This window comes from Brevundimonas sp. AVps5, assembly GCF_058681515.1.
Genome location: NZ_CM178740.1, coordinates 359,060 through 382,067 on the forward strand (window position 1 = coordinate 359,060; position 23,008 = coordinate 382,067).

19 protein-coding genes are annotated in these 23,008 nt (G+C 68.7%); 9 read left to right on the forward strand and 10 right to left on the reverse strand.

Annotated elements, in window-relative coordinates:
* Positions 1-35: 35 nt before the first annotated feature.
* The 8 genes from hisIE to ACW18A_RS01855 all read right to left on the reverse strand — a co-directional run bounded on the left by hisIE (position 36) and on the right by ACW18A_RS01855 (position 6,925).
* Positions 36-662 carry a bifunctional phosphoribosyl-AMP cyclohydrolase/phosphoribosyl-ATP diphosphatase HisIE gene (gene hisIE / locus ACW18A_RS01820; protein ID WP_492023116.1) on the reverse strand — a complete coding sequence of 209 codons (627 nt, stop codon included), beginning with the start codon at positions 660-662 and terminating at the stop codon, positions 36-38.
* Complete coding sequence (gene hisF, locus ACW18A_RS01825) at positions 659-1,441, reverse strand: imidazole glycerol phosphate synthase subunit HisF (RefSeq protein WP_492023117.1); 783 nt, start codon at positions 1,439-1,441, stop codon at positions 659-661. The genes hisIE and hisF overlap by 4 nt, the downstream gene beginning before the upstream one ends.
* A complete protein-coding gene (gene hisA / locus ACW18A_RS01830; RefSeq protein ID WP_492023118.1) occupies positions 1,438-2,202 on the reverse strand; it encodes a 1-(5-phosphoribosyl)-5-[(5-phosphoribosylamino)methylideneamino]imidazole-4-carboxamide isomerase in 765 nt (254 codons plus the stop codon). Before hisA ends, hisF begins: the two co-directional genes overlap by 4 nt.
* Positions 2,199-2,798, reverse strand: a complete 600-nt coding sequence (hisH, locus tag ACW18A_RS01835; protein ID WP_492023119.1) for an imidazole glycerol phosphate synthase subunit HisH — start codon at positions 2,796-2,798, stop codon at positions 2,199-2,201. Before hisH ends, hisA begins: the two co-directional genes overlap by 4 nt.
* Positions 2,795-4,222, reverse strand: coding sequence for an imidazoleglycerol-phosphate dehydratase HisB (gene hisB / locus ACW18A_RS01840; protein WP_492023120.1), 1,428 nt, complete (start codon positions 4,220-4,222; stop codon positions 2,795-2,797). Before hisB ends, hisH begins: the two co-directional genes overlap by 4 nt.
* Positions 4,223-4,382: 160 nt before the next feature.
* Positions 4,383-5,705, reverse strand: coding sequence for a histidinol dehydrogenase (gene hisD, locus ACW18A_RS01845; protein WP_492023121.1), 1,323 nt, complete (start codon positions 5,703-5,705; stop codon positions 4,383-4,385).
* Complete coding sequence (gene hisG, locus ACW18A_RS01850; protein ID WP_492023122.1) at positions 5,705-6,586, reverse strand: ATP phosphoribosyltransferase; 882 nt, start codon at positions 6,584-6,586, stop codon at positions 5,705-5,707. Before hisG ends, hisD begins: the two co-directional genes overlap by 1 nt.
* A gap of 6 nt (positions 6,587-6,592) precedes the next feature.
* Positions 6,593-6,925, reverse strand: a complete 333-nt coding sequence (locus ACW18A_RS01855) for a YerC/YecD family TrpR-related protein (RefSeq protein ID WP_492023123.1) — start codon at positions 6,923-6,925, stop codon at positions 6,593-6,595.
* A gap of 215 nt (positions 6,926-7,140) precedes the next feature.
* Here ACW18A_RS01855 and ACW18A_RS01860 point away from each other — a divergent pair, with 215 nt between their 5' ends.
* The 5 genes from ACW18A_RS01860 to ACW18A_RS01880 all read left to right on the forward strand — a co-directional run bounded on the left by ACW18A_RS01860 (position 7,141) and on the right by ACW18A_RS01880 (position 13,502).
* Positions 7,141-8,547, forward strand: a complete 1,407-nt coding sequence (locus tag ACW18A_RS01860) for a circularly permuted type 2 ATP-grasp protein (protein ID WP_492023124.1) — start codon at positions 7,141-7,143, stop codon at positions 8,545-8,547.
* 6 nt (positions 8,548-8,553) lie between these two features.
* Entirely contained in the window at positions 8,554-9,492 is a 939-nt protein-coding gene (locus ACW18A_RS01865; protein ID WP_492023125.1) for an alpha-E domain-containing protein, read from the forward strand.
* Positions 9,492-10,334, forward strand: coding sequence for a transglutaminase family protein (locus ACW18A_RS01870; RefSeq protein WP_492023126.1), 843 nt, complete (start codon positions 9,492-9,494; stop codon positions 10,332-10,334). Before ACW18A_RS01865 ends, ACW18A_RS01870 begins: the two co-directional genes overlap by 1 nt.
* 88 nt (positions 10,335-10,422) lie before the next feature.
* Positions 10,423-11,199, forward strand: coding sequence for a proteasome-type protease (locus ACW18A_RS01875; RefSeq protein ID WP_492023127.1), 777 nt, complete (start codon positions 10,423-10,425; stop codon positions 11,197-11,199).
* A 218-nt stretch (positions 11,200-11,417) separates the two neighbouring features.
* Positions 11,418-13,502, forward strand: coding sequence for a TonB-dependent receptor (locus tag ACW18A_RS01880; protein ID WP_492023128.1), 2,085 nt, complete (start codon positions 11,418-11,420; stop codon positions 13,500-13,502).
* A 45-nt stretch (positions 13,503-13,547) separates the two neighbouring features.
* Here the strand turns inward: ACW18A_RS01880 and ACW18A_RS01885 are convergent, their stop codons facing one another.
* Together ACW18A_RS01885 and ACW18A_RS01890 are read right to left on the reverse strand one after the other, a co-directional pair.
* On the reverse strand, positions 13,548-15,581 hold the full coding sequence (locus ACW18A_RS01885) for a TonB-dependent receptor (RefSeq protein ID WP_492023129.1): 2,034 nt from the start codon (positions 15,579-15,581) through the stop codon (positions 13,548-13,550).
* 205 nt (positions 15,582-15,786) lie between these two features.
* Complete coding sequence (locus ACW18A_RS01890; protein WP_492023130.1) at positions 15,787-17,190, reverse strand: glutamate ligase domain-containing protein; 1,404 nt, start codon at positions 17,188-17,190, stop codon at positions 15,787-15,789.
* A gap of 43 nt (positions 17,191-17,233) precedes the next feature.
* Here ACW18A_RS01890 and ACW18A_RS01895 point away from each other — a divergent pair, with 43 nt between their 5' ends.
* The 4 genes from ACW18A_RS01895 (at position 17,234) to ACW18A_RS01910 (ending at position 22,690) form a co-directional block, all read left to right on the forward strand.
* Positions 17,234-18,052 carry an LD-carboxypeptidase gene (locus tag ACW18A_RS01895; RefSeq protein WP_492023131.1) on the forward strand — a complete coding sequence of 273 codons (819 nt, stop codon included), beginning with the start codon at positions 17,234-17,236 and terminating at the stop codon, positions 18,050-18,052.
* Between the two features lie 119 nt (positions 18,053-18,171).
* The gene (locus ACW18A_RS01900; protein ID WP_492023132.1) at positions 18,172-19,107 is read left to right on the forward strand and encodes an alpha/beta fold hydrolase; all 936 of its coding nucleotides are present in this window, start codon (positions 18,172-18,174) and stop codon (positions 19,105-19,107) included.
* On the forward strand, positions 19,104-21,692 hold the full coding sequence (locus ACW18A_RS01905; protein ID WP_492023133.1) for a hypothetical protein: 2,589 nt from the start codon (positions 19,104-19,106) through the stop codon (positions 21,690-21,692). The genes ACW18A_RS01900 and ACW18A_RS01905 overlap by 4 nt, the downstream gene beginning before the upstream one ends.
* Positions 21,689-22,690: a protein-L-isoaspartate O-methyltransferase family protein gene (locus tag ACW18A_RS01910; RefSeq protein ID WP_492023134.1), complete on the forward strand. Its 1,002-nt coding sequence runs from the start codon at positions 21,689-21,691 to the stop codon at positions 22,688-22,690. The genes ACW18A_RS01905 and ACW18A_RS01910 overlap by 4 nt, the downstream gene beginning before the upstream one ends.
* The last annotated feature ends 318 nt before the right edge of the window (positions 22,691-23,008 follow it).

Sequence of the window (23,008 nt, forward strand, 5' to 3'; positions counted from 1 at the left end):
TTCCTCGTTTCCCGCCGGGCTGAAATCCCGGCCGTCTAGTGTTCGTGTTTGGCCGGTCCCGCCCGGGACGCCAACACGCCCAGCACATCCTGAAACGACATTTGACGCGACCGTAACAGAACCAGCAGATGATAGATCAGATCCGCGGCCTCGGATGCGACTTCCTCGTCGGGTCCCGCTGCGCCGGCGAGCGCCGTTTCCACGCCCTCCTCGCCGACCTTCTGCGCCGCCCGTTTCGGACCCTGGGCCAGAAGCCTGGCGGTCCAGCTGGTCTCCGGATCGGCGCCTGCCCGCTCGGCGATGGTGCCCTCCAGTCGCGCGATCCGGCCCAGACCCGGCGCGTCCGCCTCGCCGAAACAGCTGGTCGTTCCCAGATGGCAGGCCGGCCCCATCGGCCTCACCGCCAGCACCAGGGCGTCGCCGTCGCAGTCGGGCGTGATCGATACGACCGTCAAACGGTTGCCGCTGGTCTCGCCCTTGCGCCAGCGGCCGCCGCGCGAGCGCGAGAAGAAGGTCGCTTCTCCCGAGGCGATCGTCTCCTCCAGCGCCGCCCGGTCCATATAGGCGAGCGTCAGCACCTGCAGGGTGTCGGCGTCCTGCACCACGGCCGGGATCAGGCCGGCCCCCTTGGCGAAATCCAGATCGTCCGGATTGATGGTCATTGTCTCACCTCGACACCCGACGCCGCCAGGAAGGCCTTCAAATCCGGCACCGCGATCTGCCCCGAGTGGAACACGCTCGCGGCCAGCGCGCCCGACACATTCGCCCCACCTTCGGAAAGAGGGGCGAATACGTCGAGGAAATGGGATGCCGAGCCGGCGCCGCCGGAGGCCACCAGCGGAATGGTCAGCCGCGCGCGCGCATCGGCCAATTGCGCCGTGTCATAGCCCTTCCGCACCCCGTCCTGATCGATACAGTTCAGCACGATTTCGCCGGCGCCCCGTTCCTGCGCCTCCACGATCCAGTCCATCGTCCGACGTCCGGCCAGCCTGCGCGCATCGGGATCGCCGGTGTATTTGTGCACGACAAAGTCGCCGTCCTCGCGCCGGGAATCGACCCCGACCACCACGCATTGGGATCCCAGCCGCTCGGCCATCTCGGAGATCAGCTCGGGCCGCTCCAGCGCGGGCGAATTGATGGAGACCTTGTCCGCCCCGTTGTCGAGACAGGCGGCCGCCTGGTCCACGCTGCGGATCCCGCCCGCCACGCAGAACGGAATGTCCAGCAGCTTCGCGATCTCCCGCACCCAGCCATAGTCCAGCGTCCGCCCCTCGGGGCTGGCGGTGATGTCGTAGAAGACCAGTTCGTCGGCGCCCTCGTCGCGATAACGCGCGGCCAGTTCGCAGGCGTCGCCCATGTCGACATGCCCCTGGAATCGTACGCCCTTCACCACGCGACCGTCCTTGACGTCCAGGCAGGGGATGATGCGTCTCGCGGTCACGCGCCCAACGCCGTCGAGGGGTTGGCTTCAGAAATGCTCTCGATGGCCTGTCGCACCGTGAACCGACCCTCGTAGATGGCGCGGCCGACGATGGCGCCGTCGCAGCCGATGGCTTTGGCGGCGCGGATGTCCTCGATCGATGAGACGCCGCCGGACGCCTGCAACTTCAGCTCCGGCCGGCGCTGCAGCACCTCGGCCAGCAGCTCCAGGTTCGGACCCGTCAGCGCCCCGTCCCGTCCTACGTCGGTGATCAGCACATGTTTCAGCGTCCCGACCGGATAGCGATCCAGCGCCGCCCAGAGATCCACCCCTGCCGCCTCTGTCCAGCCCTTCAGAGCCGGAACCGGAACCCCGTCCTCACCGAGCCGCACATCGAACGCCAGGGTGATGCGGTCGGGGCTGAACCGCTCCAGCCATCCGGCCACCACGACGGGGTTGCTGACCGCCAGCGACCCGACCACGACCCGCGCCACGCCGGCGTTGAGCAGGGCCTCGACGTCATCGACATCCCGCACGCCGCCGCCGGACTGGATCTTCACGTCGATACTGCCGGCCAGCTCGCCGATCAGGCTGTGCTGCACTGCCCGGCCGGCCTCGGCCCCGTCCAGGTCGACGACATGGACCCAGGTCGCGCCCTCGGCGACGAAGGCCGCCAGCCGCGCCGCGGGAACCTGGTCGTACTCCGTCACCTGGTCGAACCGGCCATGCATGAGCCGCACGCAGACGCCGCCGCGCAGATCGATGGCGGGATAGACGATCATGCGGCCAGCTCCAGGAAGTTTCGCAGTATCCGCGCCCCGGCTTTCGCTGACCGTTCGGGATGGAACTGGCAGCCCCAGCGGTTTCCGCTGCGCACCATGGCCGGGACCTCGGCACCATAGTCGGCGCGGGCGATGGTCGCACTGGTCTCGGGACAGACGTAGGAGTGCACGAAATAGGCGTAGTCGCCCTCGCCGATCCCCTCCAGAACCGGATCGTCGGTCAGCCCACCCAACCGGGACCAGCCCATGTGCGGCACCGGCAGATCATCGCGAACCGGCATCCGGGTGACGCGCCCCGGAATAAAGCCCAGCATGGTCGCCCCGCCGTTCTCTTCGCTCTCGGCGAACAGCAGCTGTTGGCCGAGGCAGAGGCCCAGCAGTGGCCGATCAAAGCTCTTGATGATGTCGGTCAGACCGAGCGCGCCCATCCGCTCCATCGCATAGCCCGCAGCGCCGACGCCCGGCAGGACGACCCGCTCGGCGTCCGCGATCACGGCGGCATCGGACGTCACGACCACATCGGCCCCCAGCCGTTCCAGCGCGAACTGGACCGAGGCCGTGTTGCCCGCGCCGAGGTGGACGATGGCGACGGTCACAGCACCCCCTTGGTGCTCGGCACGGCGTCGCCCTCGATGCGGATCGCCTGCCTCAGCGCGCGGCCGAAGCCCTTGTAGACGGCCTCGGTCTTGTGGTGGTCGTCGTCGCCGGTGACGGAGATATGGACCGCCGCACCCATGGCCTCGGCCAGCGAACGGAAGACGTGAGCCGTCAGATCGGTGCGATATTCACCGATGAAGGGCGTCGAAAACGTGCCCTCGAACAGGGGGTAGGGCCGTCCCGACAGGTCGATCGCGACATTGGCCCGCGCCTCGTCCATGGCCAGCACGAAGCCGTACCGGGCGATGCCGCGCCGCTCGCCCAGCGCCTGTTTCAGCGCCTGGCCGAGCGCGATGGCGCTGTCCTCGATCGTATGGTGCGGATCCGTGTGCAGGTCGCCCTCGCATTGCAGCCGCAGGGAAAACCCGCCGTGCGCCGCCACCTGCTCCAGCATGTGATCGAAGAAGCCGACGCCGGTCTCAATCCTGATCGGCCCGGTCGCGTCCAGGTCGACGGCGCAGACAATGCGAGTCTCCTTCGTATCCCGCACGGCCTGCCCGACCCGATGCGCCCGCGTCTTGACGGGTGCCAGGCCCAGGCCGGTCAGCAGCCGGTCGTTGACCTCCGCCTTGATCGAGACCGGCAGCCTCAGCCGGTCGCCCGACCGATTCGCCGCCACGCCGTATTTCGCCAGCTCACCCAGCGTCGCCTCGATGTCCGACGGTCGCGCCATCAGGATCGGTCCGACGCCGCTTTCGACCACCATGATCCGGCCGATCTCGCGCACCAGTCGCTCGCGTTCGCGCCGCACGGCTGCGATCCGCTCCGCCGTCTCGATCATTCTCGACGGATCCAGCGCCTGCATCGCCAGCCGCACCAGCGGTTCAGGCAGGGCGTAGGGCTCCACGACATCAGCCAGTTTCGCCAAGGTCCCGGCCTGTCCCAGCGCCGCACCGACCCGCGCCCCGGCCAGCCCATAGGCCAGCGACAGGCTGCGCAGCACGACCAGATTGGCGTGGTCGCCGATCAGTATCGCGGCTGACGGAGCATCGGCGAATTCGGCCAGCCCCTCGTCGACCACCAGCAGGGCGGGCGCGACCCGTTCCGCCATCTCGGCCACGGCTTCCGGAGAGCCCAGGGCCCGGATCACCACTGCCGTCCGCTCGCCGTCGGTCGCCCGATAGATGCGGCCCAGCCCGGCATAGGGCTCGGCGTCCGGCGCCTCGACCGACCGGCCGTCGCGCGCGGCCAGCCGCCAGACCAGCTCCAGGCCGTGCGTCAGCCCGCGCACCGCCAGCACTTGATCGGAGGGGATGCCGTAGATCTGCGCCATCCGCGCCTGCAGCGCCGACGCCTCGCCGGGATATTTCTCCAGACCCTCGCCGCCGGAGACGAGGGGCGGATAGGGGGCGGGCAGGGTCATCGTATTCCTCCCCCATCGGGGGAGGGGGACCGCCGAGCGCTTGCGCGGGGGTGGAGGGGGCCAACTGCGCACGCCGGAGTCTGGGGCAGGCCCCCTCCGTCACGACGCGAAGCCGCGCCGTGCCACCTCCCCCGTCGGGGGAGGACGGTCTCTGCCTCACTCATCCCACGCTCCTCAGATCCGCCGCCCGGGCGTGGGCTTCCAGACCTTCCAGCCGCGCCAGACGCGCCGCGATCGGCCCCAGTCGTTCTGCGCCGGCCTCGGTCACCGTCTGCACCGACATCGAGGTCATGAAGCTGGCGGTGGTGATCCCGCCGAGCGTCCGCGCCCCGCCGTCGGTCGGCAGGACGTGGCTCGGCCCCGCCGCATAGTCGCCCAGCGTCTCGGCGGCCCAGCGTCCCACAAACACCGCGCCCGCCGCCCGGATGGAGGCCACCAGCGCTTCGGCGTCCTCGGCCTGGATGGCCAGGTGCTCGGGGCCGTAGAGGTTCGACACCGCGCAGGCCTCGGCCATGTCGGACACGAGGATGGCGCGGGCTTCGGACAGGGAGGCGCGGGCGATGTCGGCACGGGGCAGGGTGGTCAGCTGCTCCTCCACCTCGGCCAGGATGGCGTCGATCGTGGCGGCGCGCTCACAGACCAGGATGACCTGGGCGTCGGCGTCGTGCTCGGCCTGGCTGAGCAGGTCGGCGGCAGCGATCTCTGGGTCGCAGAAGCGGTCGGCGATGACCAGCAGCTCCGACGGACCGGCGGGCATGTCGACCGACGGACCGTTCGGCAGCGCGGCGGCATAGCGCTTGGCCTCGGCGACGAACGCATTGCCCGGCCCGAAAAGCTTGTCGCAGGCGGGGATCTCGCCGTCGTCCAGCACGACGCCGAAGGTCATGGCCGCGATGGCTTGGGCCCCGCCGATCAGCCAGATCGCGTCGAGGCCGGCCTCGGCCGCGGCCAGGATCATGGCCGGGTGGACGCTGCCGTCCTTGGAAGGCGGGGTGACGACGACGCGCGTCGTGACGCCCGCGACCTCGGCCGGGATGGCCTGCATCAGCAGCGAAGAGAAGAGGGGGGCCGTGCCGCCGGGGACGTAGATCCCGGCCGCGCCGATGGGCCGCCAGACCAGTTTGGACTTCACGCCGGGCGTCGTCTCGACGAAGGCGGTGTCCTCGGGTTTTGTCGCCTGGTGGAAGACGCGGACGTTCTCGGCGGCGACGCGCAGGGCGCGGGTGTCTGCGGGGGGCAGGGCGTCGCGGGCTGCGGCGACGGCCTCGGGCGTGATGGCGATGCGGCGCGGCTTGAAGCCGTCGATCCGCTCGGCGAACTGGCTGACGGCCGCGCCGCCTGAGATCGCGACCTGTTCGAAGATACCGCTGACGACGTCCTGGACGTCGCGCTCGCTACGGCGCGAGGGGCGGGCGAGGGCGTCGAGGCGGCCCTGTCCGTCGAGGTTCGCCCAGTCGATGCGTTTGATGGTCACGGCACTCATCACATCATCTTCTCGATGGGCAGGACCAGGATCGCCGAGGCACCCGCGCGCTTCAGCTTCTCCAGCGTCTCCCAGAAGACGGCCTCCTGACAGACGGCGTGGACCGCGACCGCGTCGTCGCGCCCCATCAGCGGCATGACCGTCGGTGCGCCTGCGCCCGGCAGGATGGCCGTGATCTCGTCCAGCGCCGAGCGCGGCGCGTTCAGCATCACGTATTTCGCGCCTTGCGAGGACACCACGCCCGCCATCCGCTCGATGATCGAGTCCAGCAGGTGTTGCAGGCCCGGTTCCGGCGCGACGGGTGACTGGATCAGCACCGCCTGGCTTTCGAACACCGTCTCCTTGGCGACGAGGCCGTTGGCCTCCAGTGTCGCGCCGGTGGAGACCAGATCGCAGATCGCTGCGGCCAGCTTCAGTCGCGGCGCCACCTCGACCGCGCCCCGCATGACGACGATGTCCGCGCTGACGCCTCGCTCATCGAGATAGCGCCGCAGGATTTTCGGATAGGAGGTCGCGATCCGCGTGCCCTCGAGCGACACCGGCCCTGCGTAGTCCAGCGTCGGCTGACAGGCGAGCTTCAGCGTGCATTTGCCGAACCCCAGCGGCATGATCACCGAGGCATTCGCCCCGCCGTTCCTGCCTTCCTCGAGTACGTTCTCGCCGACGATGCCGAGGTCGCAGACCCCGTCCGCCACGAAGGTCGGGATGTCGTCGTCGCGCACCCGCAGCAGGTCGATCGGATAGTTTTCGACCTTGTAGAGCAGGTCGTTGGCCCCCTTCACGACGCGCAGGCCGGCGTCGCGCACGAGGTCGAGACTGCGGTCGGCCAGGCGGCCGGATTTCTGCACGGCGATGCGAAGTCGCCCTTCAACGGTACTCATCGGAACTCAGGCTTTCTTGTTCGTTCGGTCCAGCACCAGGCGGTAGCCTTGATGCGGCATTTCCTTGAGGAACCGCGCGACGCGCACGACGGTGGTCGGGCTGGCCCCGGCCTCCTGTGCGATCCCGCGGTAGGATTTGGTCTTCTGGTCCAGCAGTCGCGCCACGGCCCAGCGCTCGGCGAACGCTCGCAGTTCCGCCGGGGTGCAGAGATCGTTCAGAAAGGCGTCCAGCTCTGTGCGGGTCTTGAGCGACAGAAGGGCGTCATACAGCGCCAACCGGGCGGCCGTCTGGCGTTCCGGGGCCGCAGGGGCGGTGGTGTCTTCAGGGAGATCGGTCATCGGGTGTGTTCCACTATGCTGTAACAGTGGAACGGTCAAGGGCTGAGTCACGACCCTCCCCCTTGCGGACGAGGGCCTCGCCTTCCCGCTCCCCCGATGGGGGAGGAATAATTCCGCACCGCAACAAAACTGTTGCTTACCGGTTGTCGCCCGGTCCACGCTGCCCTTTCATCAGAGTGGCTACAAGCGCGGGAGCGACCGTCACGTTCGACGAAATGTCAGGCCACGCCGGATCCAAAGAGGTCCGAAATAGCTACCGGACGCTCGCCCGGTGGCTCGAAAGCGCGCCGGCCGACCTGCTGCAGGCCCGGTCGCGTCAGGCGGAGTTGTTCTTCCGCCGCATGGGCGTGACCTTCGCGGTCTATGGCGACGTCGAGTCCAACGAACGACTGATCCCCTTCGACGTGGTGCCGCGCATCATCGGCAAGTCCGAATGGGATGAGCTGGAACGGGGTCTGAAACAGCGCGTCTCGGCGATCAACGCCTTCCTGAAGGACATCTACGGCCCGCAGGAGTGTATCCGCGCCGGCATCGTTCCGGCCGAACTGATCTTCACCAACCCCCACTACCGGCCCGAGATGCAGGGCCGCCGTCCGCCGGGCGACATCTGGACCCACATCTGCGGCGTCGACCTGGTCCGCACGGGCGAGGACGGCTTCGTGGTGCTGGAGGACAATTGCCGCACCCCCTCGGGCGTCTCCTACATGCTGGAGAACCGCGAGATGATGATGCGGTTGTTCCCGGACCTGTTCGCCGAGCACCGTATCCGCCCGGTCGAGACCTATACCGACATGCTGCTGGCGTCGTTGCGCGCTTCGGCTCCGGACCATGCGGGCGGGGATCCGAATATCGTCGTCCTGACGCCCGGCCCGTTCAACTCGGCCTACTACGAACATTCGTTCCTGGCCGATAAACTGGGGGTCGAGCTGGTCGAGGGCGGGGACCTGTTCGTCAACGACGACATCGTCTTCATGCGCACGACCGAGGGGCCCAAACGGGTCGACGTCATCTATCGCCGCGTCGATGACGACTGGCTGGACCCGCTGACCTTCCGGCCGGACTCCACGGTCGGCGTGCCCGGGCTGATGGCAGCCTACACTGCCGGCAACGTCACCCTGTCGAATGCGGTCGGCACCGGCGTCGCCGACGACAAGGCCGTCTATACCTATATGCCGGAGATCATCCGCTTCTTCTCCGGCGGCGATCCGATCCTCGGCAATGTCCCGACCTGGCGCTGCCGCGAACCCGATGCGCTGAAGGAGGTGCTCGACAGGCTGCCCGAGCTGGTGGTCAAGGAGGTCGGCGGTTCCGGCGGCTACGGCATGCTGGTCGGCCCGGCCTCGACCAAGGCCGAAATCGAGGCCTTCCGCGCCAAATTGATCGCCGACCCCGACGACTTCATCGCCCAGCCGACCCTGGCCCTGTCGACCGCTCCGACGCTGGACAGCAGCGGGGGCCTGTCGCCCCGCCACGTCGATCTGCGCCCGTTCGTGCTGTCCAGCCCCGCCGGCATCCGCGTCGCGCCCGGCGGCCTGACCCGTGTGGCGCTGAAGGCCGGGTCGCTGGTCGTGAACTCCAGCCAGGGCGGCGGCACGAAAGACACCTGGGTGCTTGATGATTGATCGCCCATGCTGAGCCGCACCGCAGAGAGCCTGTACTGGACCGGCCGTTATATGGAGCGCGCCGACTTCCTCGCGCGCATCCTGGAGGCCGCCGTTCGTCTGGCCGCCCTGCCGGCCCGCGACGGCGCCGCCGCCAACGCCTGGGCCAGCGCCATCGCCTCGGCCGGAGTGTCGAGTCAGTTCGCGGCCAGCGGCCGCACCCCGTCGGAGAAATCTGTCCGCGAGTATCTGGCCTTCGCCCCGGACAATCCCTCCTCGATCCGGGCCTGTATCACGGCCGCCCGCACCAACGCCCGCTCGGTGCGCACCGCCCTGACCATCGAGCTGTGGGAGGCCATCAACGGTGCCTGGAACGGCCTCAACGAGTTCGGCGAGCCCACCCGACGCGACGACTTCGTCCGCTTCCTCGAATGGGTGAAGAACGTCAGCCTGGCCGTCGAGGGCGCTTCGTCCCGGACCATGCTGCGCAACGACGCCTACTGGTTCCTGCGCCTCGGCATGGCGATCGAGCGGGCCGACAACACCGCCCGCCTGCTGGACGTCAAATACCACCTGCTGCTTCCCGCCGGCGAACGCGTCGGCGGCCAGCTCGACTATTTCCAGTGGACCACCCTGCTGCGCGAAGTGTCCGCCCTGACCGCATATCGCTGGGTTTACCGCGAAAGCGTCCGGCCCTGGCTGGTCGCCGACCTGATGGTCCTGAACCGCCAGATGCCGCGGTCCCTGGCCAGTTGCCAGGGGATGATCGTCTCCTACCTCGACCGCCTCGCCACCGACTACGGCCGCCGCGGCCCGGCCCAGCGCATCGCCTCCGCCCGCCTGACCCGCTTCAACGAGACCAATATCGAGGCGATCTTCCAGTCCGGCCTGCACGAATACATCCTTGGTTTCCTCAGTGAGAACAACGCCCTGGCCAGCGCCATCCAAGATCAGTACCTCGTCTGATGCGCATCCGGATCGATCACGAAACCCGCTACGCCTACGACCGCGCCGCCCGGTTCATCGTCCAGGTCCTGCGGCTGACGCCGCGCTCTACCGAGGGCCAGCAGGTGCGCGACTGGCGTATCGAGACGGATGTCGACGCCCATTTGCGTCGCAGCGAGGACGCCTTCGGCAACATCGTCCACACCCTCTATACCGAGCGCCCGACCGAGAGCCTGATGGTCCGGGTGACGGGTGAGGTGGCGACCGTCGATACCGGCGGGGTCCTGCGCGGCACGCCCGAGCGTCTGTCGCCCCTGGTCTTCCTGCGCGACACCCCCCTGACACTCGCTGACGAGGCCCTTCGCGCCCTCGCCCGGGACGTGGGCCCGCACGGTGATGCCCTGTCCCGCCTGCACCGTCTGATGGCCGCGATTCACGAGCAGGTCGCCTTCATGGTCGGCTCGACCACCGCAGACCACACGGCCGCCGCCGCCTGGGCCCAGCGGCAGGGCGTGTGCCAGGACCACGCCCAGATCTTCATCTCGGTCGCCCGCCGCATGGGCATCCCGGCCCGCTACATCTCCGGCCACCTGCATCGGTCCGACGGGGTCGAAAACCAGGACGCCGCCCATGCCTGGGCCGAGGCCTGGGTCGAGGATCTGGGCTGGGTCGGCTTCGACGCCGCCAACGGCATCAGCCCGACCGAACACTATGTCCGGGTCGCCAGCGGTCTGGACGCGCGGGGTGCCTCTCCAATCCGGGGCACCAGCTACGGCGGCGGGCGCGAGACCATGACGGTGGCCCTGCGTGTGCGCCAGATGCAACAGACCCAGCAGCAACAGCAGCGGCAGGGCTGGTCATGAACGCCGTTAACCTCGTGTTGATTCCGGAATCTGTTAACGTGACCGTTCCAGTCGGATGGAGGCCCCCGTTCGGGGCCAGTCTTTCTCAATGACTTACTGCGTCGGCATGATGGTGAACGAGGGTCTGGCGATGATCGCCGACACCCGCACGAACGCCGGTGTGGACAACATCTCCTCCTACAAGAAGCTGCACGTCACCGAGATCACCGGCGACCGCGTCATTTCAATCGCCACCGCCGGCAACCTGTCGGTGACCCAGACAGCCCTGGCCATGCTCGCCGAGGGGGTCCGCATGCCCGGCAACGAGGTCCCGGAAACGCTCGAGACCTGCCCGACCCTGTTCCGCGCAGCGCAGCTGGCCGGCTACTGCCTGAACCTGGTCCGTCAGGATCTGCAGCCTACCGTCGCCGCCGACGCGCTGAAGGTCACAGCCTCCATGCTGCTGGGCGGCCAGATCAAGGGCGGCAAGCTGGGCCTCTACCTGATCTATGCCCAGGGCAATTTCATCGAGTGCGGGGCCGACACCCCCTACCTCCAGATCGGCGAGCTCAAATACGGCAAGCCCATCCTGGACCGGGGGCTTCGTCCCGAGACCCTGATGGCCGATGCGGTCAAGCTGGGTCTGATCAGCTTCGATTCGACCATCCGCTCGAACCTCGCCGTGGGTCCGCCGTTCGACATGATCGTCATTCCCCGCGACGGCCTGACCGGTGACCAGCGCCGGATCGAGGCCGAGGATCCGTATTTCCGCGATCTGGGGCGGCGCTGGTCCGAGGCTCTGGCCCAGGCCCATCGTGACATGCCTCCGCCTCCGTGGATGGAGAAGACCCAACAGATACGGCCCGCCATTTCGGTGGTTGGCTAGATCACGGCCATTCCTGATTCCGGGACGCCCTGACGAACGTCGGGGCCGGGCTCAGGGCAGGGCGGTGGCTCTTCTGGCTGGCATACTCGGGCCCGTGAACGATCACATACATCTACCGGGCAGGACTGCGATTGCGACCAGTTCTCAATTCGGCTTGCCTTGGTCCTCCGGTCTGCTATTGCGAGCGCATCGCATTTTCATTAGCCGGACCGTCTGCCTTGCCCCACCCCAGTGCCACCACCCTCCGCAGGGTGATCTCCGCCTCGACCCTTTTCCTGACGGCGCTTCCCGCGACGGCCCTGGCACAGTCGGGCCCGACCGATCTGGAGCCCATCATCGTCACCGGCGTGACGCGCGGCTATATCGCGCTCAACTCGGTCACCGCGACCAAGACCGACACCGCCCTGATCGACGTGCCACAAAGCGTGACGGTGGTGACCCGCGCGCAGCTGGACGACCAGGCGCTGTACAGCCTCGGCGACGTCCTGCGCTATGTTCCCGGCGTTACGGTCGGCCAGGGCGAGGGCAATCGCGACCAGATCACCCTGCGCGGCCAGAACACCACGGCCGACTTCTTCATCGACGGCGTCCGCGACGACACCCAGTACTATCGGGGCCTGTACAATCTGGAGCGTGTGGAGATCCTGAAGGGGCCCTATGCCCTGATCTTCGGCCGTGGCGGTGGCGGCGGGATCATCAACCGCGTCCAGAAGGCCCCGAGCGCGGCCGGCCGGTTTCTGGGTCTCCGGGCCAGCGCGAACAGCTTCGGCGCCTGGGACCTGTCGGCGGACCTCAATGCGCCGATCAGCACGATGGCCGCGTTCCGGATCAACGCCGTCTACGAGCAGCTCGGCAATCACCGCGACTCTTACGAGGGGGAGCGGTTCGCGGTGAACCCGCATGTCGCGGTCGACCTCGGTAACGGCTGGAAGGCCGGTCTCTCCTACGAACATATCGACGACGACCGGGTCACCGACCGCGGCGTCCCATCGCTGGCGGGCGAGCCGATCCGGGGCTATCGCGACCGGTTCTTCGGCGTTCCCGGCGTCAACCGCACCACCCTTGATGCCGACATCGTCAAGCTGCGTATCGACGGCACCGTCACGCCCGATCTCTCGTTCTCGACCACAGCCCTCTACGGCGACTACGACAAGCTCTACACCAATGTCTTCCCGAGCGGGCCTGTGACAGCCCGAAACGAGGTCGCGCTGTCTGCCTACACCGACCCCACCACCCGCCAGAATCTGCTGATCCAGAGCAACCTGGTCTGGACCGCCATGACCGGCGGCGTCGGCCACACCGTCCTGTTCGGGCTCGAGTACGGCGATCAGGACTCGACCAACCGGCGGACCAACGGTGTCCTGTCCAACCAGACCTTCAATCTGGCCAATCCGGTGTTCCCTACCGTGGTCTTTTCCGCACCGGTCCGGAACACGGTCTCCAATGTGGAGTCGGTCTCGGCCTATGTGCAGGATCAGATCAGCTTCGGAGAACGGTTCGAGGCCGTCGTCGGCCTGCGATACGACCGCTTCGACATCGACGGGGTCGACTTCCAGCCCAATCCGGACCGGCCGTTCGCCCGGACCGACGACAAGGTCTCGCCGCGGCTCGGCCTGATCTTCAAGCCCCGGCCCGAGGTCTCCCTGTTCGCCAGTTACAGCCAGTCGTTCCTGCCACGCTCGGGCGACCAATTCCTGACCCTGTCGACGACCCAGGCCAATCTGGAGCCCGAAGAGTTCGTCAACCACGAGGTGGGCCTGAAATGGAACATCCGACCCAATCTGAACCTCACCGCCGCCCTGTTCCAGCTGGACCGCACCAACGCGACCACGCCCGATCCCGTCAATCCGCTGGTGACCATCAATGTAGGCGAGACCCGCACCCGCGGGGTTGAGCTCGGCATCGCCGGCCAGCTGACGCCCGCCTGGCAGATCAGCGGCGGTTATGCCTGGCAGGAGGCGGTGCTGCAGGGCAACGACTCGGTCCGGCTGGCCCAGGTGCCCGAGCATCAGTTCAGCCTCTGGAACCGGTATAACGTCACCGACCGGCTGGGCCTCGGCCTCGGTGCCATCCACCAGTCCGATCAGTTTGCCGCTATCCGGACCAGTGCGGCGACCACCCGGCTGCCCGCCTTCACCCGCGTCGACGTCGCGGCCTTCTATGCGGTCAGCGACACCGTGCAGGTCCAGCTGAACGTCGAGAACCTGTTCGACACGACGTATTTTTCCGACGCCCACAACAACTTCAACATCTCGCCGGGTGCCCCGCTGAACGCGAGGCTGACTGTGAGGACGCGCTTCTAGAGCCGGCTCTCCGCTGTAGGACACGCCCCCGCCCCGGCGGGGGCGTCACCAGCTCAGTGACAGGCCCGCCCTGACGGTCCGGGGAGGACCGAAGCCCGCGACGCCGTCGCCCGTTTCGGAGACCTCGACCTCGGCGTCGAACAGATTGTCCGCTGCGGCCCAGGCGATGATCCCGTCGCGGACCGTCCACTCGGCCCTGAGGTCCAGTGTGACCGCTCCGTCCAGCATCCGGCTGTTCAGATCGTCCTCGAAGCGGCGGCTCTCGTAACGGGCCCGGGCGACGAGCGTCAGGCGCTCGCTCGCGCGCCAGTCAAGCCCCGCGGTCGCGCTCCAGACCGGGGCCTGGGCGGGGCGCAGGTCGGTCAGCTGCGGGGCCGCGGTCCCGCCGTCCAGCCGGGCGTCGGTGACTGACAGGGCGGCGTCCAGCGACAGGGTCGCATCCAGCCGGTGCGAGGCCGTCAGCTCCAGCCCCGTCGCCTCGATGGTGCCGGCGTTCTGACGCTGGCGCAGCACGCCGCCGGCGGGGACGAAGCCCGCGCGCCGGAAGGTCCCGGGTCCTGTGCCGATCGTGACATTGACGATCGCGTCCTCGATCCTGTTCCAGAACAGGGTCGCGGCGACCAAAGTGGGCCCGTCGTTCCGGCCGAGCCCGATCTCGACGCCCTGAAGTTCTTCGGGAACCAGCGCCGCATTGGCCTCGGTCAGGTCGTTGCCGACCCGAAACGGGCGATGGAGCTCGTTGAGGGTGGCGGGCCGAAAGCCGGAATAGGCGGCGGCGCGGGCGGCCAGACCGTCACCCAGATCACGCCGGAGAGCCAGGCGGGCGCTGACCACCTCGCCCGACCGGTCCGGGTCGGTCTCGTCCAGGGTCGCGAGGCCCGTTGCACGGTCGCGCTCGATCCGCCGCCCGTTCGCCGTCTCCCAGCCGTCGAGACGAAGCCCGCCCGCGACCAGCCATGGGCCGGCGGTCCACGACGCCTCTCCATAGGCCCCGGCGACCGAGGTCTCGCCGCCTGCGACCCGGTCCCGCGTGAAGGCACCGACCCCCGCCACTGTCATGTAGCGAAACCGCTCGCGCGTCTCGCCCTCGTTGAAGCGGGCGTCCGCGCCCAGTTCCCACTCCAGCCGTCCTCCGGCCAGATCGACCGCGACACGCCTCAGCGCGACATTGCCACCCCAGCCCTCGGCCGGGGTGGCGAACTGGTCATTCGCAGGCGTCGTCGACCCGCGCCCGGCCGCTACGGCGACCGAGGTGTTGGCGAAGTCGCTCTCGCGTCGCCAAATCTGCACCCGCCAGCCCGACCGTCCGGCCGAGGGGGTGCGTGACACGGTCGCCGCATAGCTCTGACCGGTCGCTGACGACCGGGCCCCCGCCAGCCCGGACCCCCGATCCTCCTCATAGGCCGAGCCGCGCAGCGACAACGCGGTCGCCGGATCGATCGCCACGTCTGCGCGGATCGATCCGCTCAGCGTCGCCAGATCCAGCGGCGTGTCCGCCGCTCCCGCCGCCGCGCCCCGCACGGGGACATAGCCGTCGCTCAGTTCCCGCTGCACCGATCCGGTCAGGGCGAACCGCCCGGCGCCCAGGGTCGTGGCCGCCGCCAGCCGCCGCCTGCCATCCTCGTCGACCGAGACGTCCAGCGCCCCGCCGCCGCCATCGCGTTCGCGCAGCTGGATCACCCCGGTCAGGGCCCCGGCACCATAGGCCCCGGCCCCGGCACCGCGCACGACATCCAGTCCCGACAGGCTTTCCGGCACCGCCTGCGACCACAGCACCCAGCCCCCGAACGGATCGTTGAGCGGCACGCCGTCCAGCGTCACAAGGGCCCGTCCCGCCCCCGACGGCGCGATGGCTCTCAGCGAAATCCCCTGGGTCGTCGGATTGGCCGCGAGGCTCGACGTGCGCCTGAACAGACTGACCGCCGGCACGGTCTGCAACGCCTCGTCGATCCGCGTGGCCCGGCCCAGCACCCGCTGGTCCAGCCGGATCACGGAGAAGGCCGCGTCCCCCGCGGCAGGCGGCAGACGCGCGGCGGTGACGACGATGTCGGGAAGGTCGGCAGGGATGTCTTGCAACATGCGACTCGAATACCTCACTTCGCCCAAGGTTCATCTGCGTCCAATCCTCCCCCGTCGGGGGCTTGCGGTCGGCTCGTATACGACCCGATCCTCTAGGCGCGGCGCGGCTTCGCGCCGTGACGGAGGGGGCAGGCCGCGAACCCGGTGTCCGGGATCGGCCCCCTCCACCGCGAAGACGCGGTCCCCCTCCCCCGATGGGGGAGGACTACAGGCGGCCCAGAAGCTCGGCCGCGAAGGTCGAAAGCGTGTCGTCCCGCGCGCCCATGATGATGATCCGGTCGCCGGGCCTGGCCAGCTCGACCAGCCGGTCGCCACAGGCCGCACGGTCATGCAGGGCCTCGGCGTTCCGGCCCTCGGCGCGGACGCCCGCGGCGATGTCTTCCGATCCCACGCTGCGGTCCGTCGTGCCGCCGTAATAGACGGGCTCCGGCATCAGCAGCAGGTCGTCGGACTTCAGCAGCCCGGCGAAGGTCTCGATGAACTCGCGCTTCATCAGCCTCAGCGGCCCGAAGCCGTGCGGCTGGAACAGGATCAGCAACCGCCCGTCGAAGGCGTGCAGTGTCTTCACCGTCGCGGCGATCTTGTCCGGGTTGTGGGCGAAGTCGTCCAGCACCGTGATCCCGTTCGCGACGCCGACCACCTCCATCCGCCGCCTGATCCCGGCGAAGCTCTCCAGCGACCTGACAGCGTCTTCCAGCGGCACGCCCAGCGCCAGCACTGCCCCCAGGGCCGCCAGCGCATTGGCGACATTGTGCGCGCCGGGCACGTTCAGGGCCGCGGTGATCCTCGTCCCGCTCGACCGCTCGGTCAGGTCGAAGGTCATGCCGGCGGGCAGGGGCTTCAGATCGTGCGCCGACAGGTCCGCCGCCTTGTTCCCCAGAGCGAAGGTCAGCACCGCCCCGGCTCGCCCGTCGTCGACCATGGTCTGGGCGAGGGCGGCCGTCTCGACGTTGTCGAGGTTCAGCACCGCAGTCCGCGCCCGGCCGGTGAAACCGCCGAACAGATCGCGCAGCTCCTCCATCGACTTATGGTCCAGCGAGATGTTCGACACCACCGCCACCGTCGGATCGTAGCGGGCGATCGAGCCGTCGCTCTCGTCCACCTCGGCCACGAACAGGTCGGCGCTCCCCACCAGGGCGCTGGCGAACGGATGGTCCGCGTCGGCGAAGTTGCGCATCACCGCGCCGTTCATGACCGTCGGCCTGCGGTCCGACTGGCTCAGGATCCAGGCGATCATCCCGGTGATCGTCGACTTGCCGCTGGTCCCCGCCACGCCGACCGAGGTCGGTGCCGCATTGAAGATCTGCGACAGCAACTGCGGCCGGGTGACGATCTGCGCCCCGACCCGTTTCGCCGCCCCGATGTCCGGCACAGTGTCCTCTACCGCGCCGGTCGCCACCACGGTCTGGTCCGCTCGCACGCCCGACCCGTCCTGGGCATGCAGCACGATGCCGTGCCCCCGCAGCCAGTCGAACTTCTCCGGCGTCCGGCCCTGGTCCAGCGCCCGGTCCGAGCCCTCGACCGCCGCGCCCCGCGCCTGGACGATCATCGCCAGGGGCAGCATGCCCGACCCGCCGATGCCGCAGAAGAAATAGGATGGTTCGCTCATGGTCCGGTGACTAAAGAGGAGAAGCCGGGGAGGGAACACAAGAATGAAAATCGGGGTCGTCGCCGTCTCGTCCCGCTTCGCCAGGGAGCGCGCCGAGGCCATTCAGGCCTGGTTCGACCTCAAGTTCCCACTTGGCGAGGTCACCGTCGCCTTCCACCCCAACAGCTTCGACAAGTCGGGCCATTTCGCCGGCGACGACGCCGCCCGCGCCGATGCCTTCGTGGAGTTCGCCAACGATCCGCGTCTGGATCACATCTGGTTCGCGCGCGGTGGCTACGGCTCCTGCCGCATCGCCGAGGCGGTCATGCCGCGCCTGACGGATGTGGCGCAACAGAAGCGGTACCTCGGCTATTCCGACGTCGGCTCGATGCTGGCCATCCTCTACAAGAACGGCTTCGACGTCGCCCACGGCCCCATGGCCTCGGACGGGGTGCGCAACGATCCGACCGGCTTCCGCTCCCTCAACTGGCTGCGCAAGGGCGAGACCGAGGGGCTGGAAGCGTCGCTGGTGACCGACCCCCGCCCGGCCGTCGCCTTCAACCTGACGGTCCTCGACCAGCTGCTGGGCACGTCGCTGGAGCCCGACCTGACCGGCCATGTCCTGATGCTGGAGGACGTGTCCGAGGCCGCCTACCGCCTTGACCGGATGATGTTCCATTTGACCAGCCAGCCGTCGATCCGTCGCGTGGCGGGCATTCGCGCCGGTCGCTTCACCGACGTCACGGTCAACGAGCCCGACTTCGGCCTGACCGGCGAACAGATCGTCCAGTTCTGGTGCGAGCGGTCGGGCATCCCCTACCTCGGCCCCGCCGACATCGCCCACGACCGCGACAACAAGGTCGTGCCGTTCGGGCCCCGCTGATCCTCCCCCGTCGGGGGAGGAGGGTGCCGTGCCGTTCGGGCCACGGGCTTAACCCTATCGCTCCCGCCCCCGGGGAACCCTGTCGACAGAGAACTCAGGTCTGCGTCACATGCCGCCCGATGGGGCGTAACGGATTCCTGACCCTGCCGACATGGACACGGGCGGCCATGGTCGGCGTGCTGGGCGGAGCCGTTCTCGCGAGTGCGACGGCCGTATCGGGGGGTACGGTCGAGGCGGAAAGCCGCAGCTTCATCACTTCCGACGGGGCCCGCCTCCACTATCTGGAGGCGGGTCCTAGCGGAGCCCGGACCGTGGTCTTCGTGCCCGGCTGGACCATGCCCGCCTGGATCTTCGAGGCGCAGATCGACGCCCTGTCCGACCGCTACCATGTCCTCGCCCTCGACCCGCGTGGCCAGGGCGAGAGCGAGGTCACCCGTTTCGGCTATACCCATGAGCGTCGCGGCCGGGATATCGGCGAGCTGATCGACCATGCCGCCGAAGGCCCGGTCGTTCTCGTCGGCTGGTCCCTGGGCGTGCTCGACAGCCTGGCCTGGGTCGCCGACGGCGGGGTCGACCGGATCGCCGGCCTCGTCCTGATCGACAATTCGATCGGCGAAGAGCCGGCGCCGCGCGCAGCCTCGACCCCGCAGCGCTCCGCCGCTCCGCCGCCGGAGCCGACGCCCCGCGAACGCCGCGAACGCCGGGCCGCCTTCGTCACCTCCATGTTCGCCCATGATCCGGGTGCGGATTATCGCGCCCGCCTGACCGATCAGGCCCTGCGGATGAGCGTCGAGGACGAGCGCCGCCTGCTGGCCTATGACGTGCCACGCGAATACTGGCGCGCCGCCGTCCACGCCACCGACCGGCCGGTCCTCTATGTCGTCCGGCCCCGCTGGCGCGAGCAGGGCGAAAACCTCGTCCGCACCCATCCGGACGCCTCGCTGACCGTCTTCGAGGACGCGGGCCACGCCCTGTTCGTCGATGAGCCGGAGCGGTTCAACGCCCTGTTGCTGGACTTCCTCGACCACCGCGTCGCGCAAGGAACCGTCCATTGAACGCCGCCTCCGATCTGACGGGCAAGACCCGCGCGGCCCTGATCCCGTTGTTCCTGATCGCCATGGGGGTGGTCGGGATCGAGAACGCCCTGACCCGCTATTTCGCCGTCGCGAAATGGTCGGAGTACGGCTACTGGATCATCTCCATCGTCATGGCCGGGTTCGCCCTGTCCGGCGTGGTGGTCGCCCTGTTCCGCGACAGCGTCGCCCGGCACGGCGTGATCCTCAGGACCGTCCTGCCCGCCGCCATGGTGATCGCCGCGGCCGTCGGATACCAGCTGGTCACCGCCAACGCCTTCAACCCCCTGCAGCTCCAGAACCCGACCACCTGGCCCGATCAGGTGAAGAACATCGGCCTCTATTACGCGGCCCTGTTGCCCTTCTTCTTCCTCGCCGGCCTCTACATCAGCCTGATCTTTGTCCTGAACCACCGGGAGATCGGCCGGGTCTACGGCTACGACCTGATCGGCGCAGGGCTCGGCGCGGCCCTGGCGCTGGGCCTGATGTTCGTCGTCCACCCCTTCCTGCTGGCCCCGGTCCTGCTGATCCCCCTGGCCTTGGCTCCCCTGTTCCAGCCCGGCCGGTTCCGTGGGCTGGGCATCGGGCTGGCCGGGGCGGCGCTGATCGGGGGCGAAGCCATCCTGTTCCTCGGCGCGCCCCCGGCCTTCTCCGAGTTCAAGGCCATCTACGCCCCGCTGAACACGCCGGGCGCGGCCGTCGTCGCCGAGATCCGCCAGCCGCGTGGCCACTATCTGCTGCTCGAGAACTTCACCGAGCGGGTCGACGCCGACGTCTCCAACAACGCCGGCCTGATGGGGATCGCCGGTCCGCCCTCGACCTATGGCCTGTATCGCGACGGCAACCGCATCGCCTCCCTGCCCAAGGCCGGCCCGCTGGACGCCGCCTACGCCCCGAGCGCCCTCAGCGCCGCCCCCTACGTCCTGCGCCAACAGCCGGCCGTCCTGCTCGTCGGCCTGTCCGGCGGCTATCGCGTCGCCGAGGCCCTGACGCTCGGCGCCGCCCGCGTCGACGGCGTCGAGGGCGAGCCTGTCCTGCGACACGCCCTCAGCGCCGGTCTCGGCCCGTCCCCGGCGCTCGCCGCGGACGCCAGGGTCACCCTGCTGGACGGAGGCCCCATCGCCGCCGCCTGGCGCGCCGGGCCCAACGCCTACGACATCATCGACGTCTCCGCCGACTTCGTGGACGCGGCCCCCGCCAACGTCACGGGCGTCACCGGGGAGGCGCTCGCCGCCTATCTCGCCGCGCTGAAGCCGGGTGGGATGGTGTCGATCTCCGTCTCCATCCGTGACTTCCCGGTCTATGCCCTGCGCGTGCTCTCGACCGCCCGCGAAGCGTTGGTGGCCAAGGGCATCGCCAACCCCGCCGACCACGTCCTCATCTACCGCTCCGCCTGGAACGCCCGCATCCTGATCAGCCCGACCGTCTGGTCCGCCGCCGATGTCGCCGCGCTTCAGGCCTGGTGCGCTGCGCGGTCGTTCGACGTCTCCTGGCACCCGGGCATGGACGTGATCGCCGCCCGCGCGACCCTGTTCAATGACCTGCCGAGCGTCTCGTTCGAGACCGGCCAGATGACCTCGAACGGCCCCGACGACGCGATCGCCAACGAGGTCGCCGCCGTCCTAGCCGGCCGGCCGTCGCCGTCGTCTCAGGCCTTCCACGTCCGCCCCGCTACGCTCGACCGCCCGGCCTTCTATTCGTCCCTGCGCCTCGAACGCCTCGACACATTGATCAAACGACTGGAGGTCCTGCCCCAGGCCGAGATCGGTGCCCTGGTGAACATCGCCGTCCTCGGTCAGGCCATCCTCATCGCCCTGCTGGTGCTGGTCGCCCCCGCCCTGTTCCGTCGCCGCGCGGGCGGGGTGAAGGAGACGTCGAAACTCTGGCCCGCCCTCTATTTCCCGGCGTTGGGCCTTGGCTTCCTGCTGGTCGAGATCTTCCTGATCGACAAGGCGGCCTTCTATCTCAACGACTATTCGTCGGCCTTCGCCCTGGTCCTGACGGCCATGCTGATCTTCTCAGGCCTCGGCAGCATGATCGCCGGTCAGTGCGCGCGCCTGCCCAAGGTCGCCTCCTTCATCGGCCTGATCGTGGTCCTCGGCTGGATCGGCGCCATGCTGGTCGGCGCCGAGCAGTTCATGATGACGTCGCTGGATCAGCCCTGGATCGTAAAGGCCGGACTGGTCATCCTTGCCGCCGCGCCCGTGTCGCTGGCGCTGGGCCTGCCCTTCCCCCTGGGCCTCATCCAGGTCGGCGATGGCCGGGCATTGCCCTGGGCCTGGGGGCTGAACGGTGCCTTCTCCGTGGTCGCCACCCCGCTCGCCAATCTGATGAGCCGCGATGTCGGCTTCTCGTCCCTCCTGATCGTGGCGGCCGGCCTCTACGCGCTCGCCTTCCTCGTCCTGCCGGTCGCCGCAGCTGTGCGAAAGACCGTCCCGATGTTCGAACCCGCCGTCCCGACCAATCCCTTCGGCGACCTGCCGGACCCCGAGCCCGCCCGACTTGACCCCTTCCCGGAACAGACTGGCCCGGGCCAGTCTGACCAGAGCCAGACGAGCCCCGCATGACCCCTGATCGCACGATGATGGACCGCCGCACCCTGTTGACCGCCGTCGGCGCCGCCTCCCTGACCGGGCTCGCCGCCTGCGACGAGAACACGATGAAGTCCGTCCAGGCCCGGCTCAACCCGACCCAGGCCGCGGGCGGGGCAGGGGCTGCCGCGCCCGCCGCCCCGACAACGGTCGCCGCCGGGGAAGCCTCGGCGGTCTCCGCAACCGTCCGCATGCCGACAGAGCCCTGGACCTTCGCCCGGTTCAACGCCGCCATGTCGGCGTCCGGCCGCCCGCACGCGATCACCGAGGCCCAGTTCGCCGAGATCCAGGCCCGCAAGCCTGCCGCCATCGAACGCATCAAGACCTATCTCGACGGCCGCTTCGGTGCCCACGATCCGAACGTCATCAAGGCCTTCGAAAGCCTGCCGCGCGAGTATTTCCACTACGCCTATGCGTCGGACACCTCGACCGCCTACCAGGCCTGGGAGGCCAGCCCCAAACCCTGGGCCATCGGCCACGGCAGCGTGCTCTCGGACTATCTGGGTCAGGCCTATATGACCCAGCTCGCGGCCCCGAAGCCGACCGACGTGACGCTGGAAATCGGCACCGGCTCGGGCTTCCAGTCGTCCCTGCTCAGCCGCGTCGTGCGCGACAGCTACACCATCGAGATCATCCAGCCGATCGGCGAGGCGGTCGGCAAGATCTGGGCCCCGCTCGGCTACGACAACGTCCACGGCAAGGTCGGCGACGGCTATTTCGGCTGGCCCGAGGTGACCGAGGGTTTCGACACCATCATGCTGACCTGCGTCGCCCAGTACGCCCCGCCCGAGCTGTTCCGCCAGCTCAAACCCGGCGGCAAGCTGATCATCCCCATCGGCCAGCCCTTCCGCCGCGGCCAGGTCCTCTATGTCTACACCAAGGACGCCGACGGCCGCGTCCGCAGCCGCCGCGACGTGGGGGTCTTCTTCATCCCCATGACCGGCGCGATGCAGAACCGTCCACAGCCGACGTAACGCCCGTTAAATCCACGTCGCTGCCGAGGCGGTCGAGGCCTGCGCCTCAAACGGCTTCCCCACTTCTTCCGTCATCCTCGGGTCAAGCCCGAGGATGACGGAAGATGGCACTGACCAGAGGATTTATTCCTAGACGTGGCTTGCGCGCGGGCAGGCCGCGACCCACGTCTCGACCGGGTCTTTGAAATCGCCAGACACGACGACCGAGAGTGAAACCGGAGTCCAAACCGGATCGGAAAATCTTTCACCTATAAATCAGTGAGATAACTCAATCTGCTTCGAGCGTCCCGCAGGTTTTGGACTCTTTGCACCCTGTTT

Bases quoted from the DNA above. Each gene is read 5' to 3' on its own strand.
- ACW18A_RS01890 (WP_492023130.1), bottom strand. From the start codon at position 17,190: ATGAGCGAACCATCCTATTTCTTCTGCGGCATCGGCGGGTCGGGCATG.
- ACW18A_RS01860 (WP_492023124.1), top strand. From the start codon at position 7,141: ATGTCAGGCCACGCCGGATCCAAAGAGGTCCGAAATAGCTACCGGACG.
- hisB (WP_492023120.1), bottom strand. From the start codon at position 4,222: ATGACCCTGCCCGCCCCCTATCCGCCCCTCGTCTCCGGCGGCGAGGGT.
- ACW18A_RS01870 (WP_492023126.1), top strand. From the start codon at position 9,492: ATGCGCATCCGGATCGATCACGAAACCCGCTACGCCTACGACCGCGCC.
- ACW18A_RS01875 (WP_492023127.1), top strand. From the start codon at position 10,423: ATGACTTACTGCGTCGGCATGATGGTGAACGAGGGTCTGGCGATGATC.
- ACW18A_RS01900 (WP_492023132.1), top strand. From the start codon at position 18,172: ATGGGGCGTAACGGATTCCTGACCCTGCCGACATGGACACGGGCGGCC.
- ACW18A_RS01910 (WP_492023134.1), top strand. From the start codon at position 21,689: ATGACCCCTGATCGCACGATGATGGACCGCCGCACCCTGTTGACCGCC.
- hisG (WP_492023122.1), bottom strand. From the start codon at position 6,586: ATGAGTACCGTTGAAGGGCGACTTCGCATCGCCGTGCAGAAATCCGGC.
- ACW18A_RS01895 (WP_492023131.1), top strand. From the start codon at position 17,234: ATGAAAATCGGGGTCGTCGCCGTCTCGTCCCGCTTCGCCAGGGAGCGC.
- ACW18A_RS01885 (WP_492023129.1), bottom strand. From the start codon at position 15,581: ATGTTGCAAGACATCCCTGCCGACCTTCCCGACATCGTCGTCACCGCC.
- hisIE (WP_492023116.1), bottom strand. From the start codon at position 662: ATGACCATCAATCCGGACGATCTGGATTTCGCCAAGGGGGCCGGCCTG.
- hisA (WP_492023118.1), bottom strand. From the start codon at position 2,202: ATGATCGTCTATCCCGCCATCGATCTGCGCGGCGGCGTCTGCGTGCGG.
- ACW18A_RS01855 (WP_492023123.1), bottom strand. From the start codon at position 6,925: ATGACCGATCTCCCTGAAGACACCACCGCCCCTGCGGCCCCGGAACGC.
- ACW18A_RS01865 (WP_492023125.1), top strand. From the start codon at position 8,554: ATGCTGAGCCGCACCGCAGAGAGCCTGTACTGGACCGGCCGTTATATG.
- hisD (WP_492023121.1), bottom strand. From the start codon at position 5,705: ATGAGTGCCGTGACCATCAAACGCATCGACTGGGCGAACCTCGACGGA.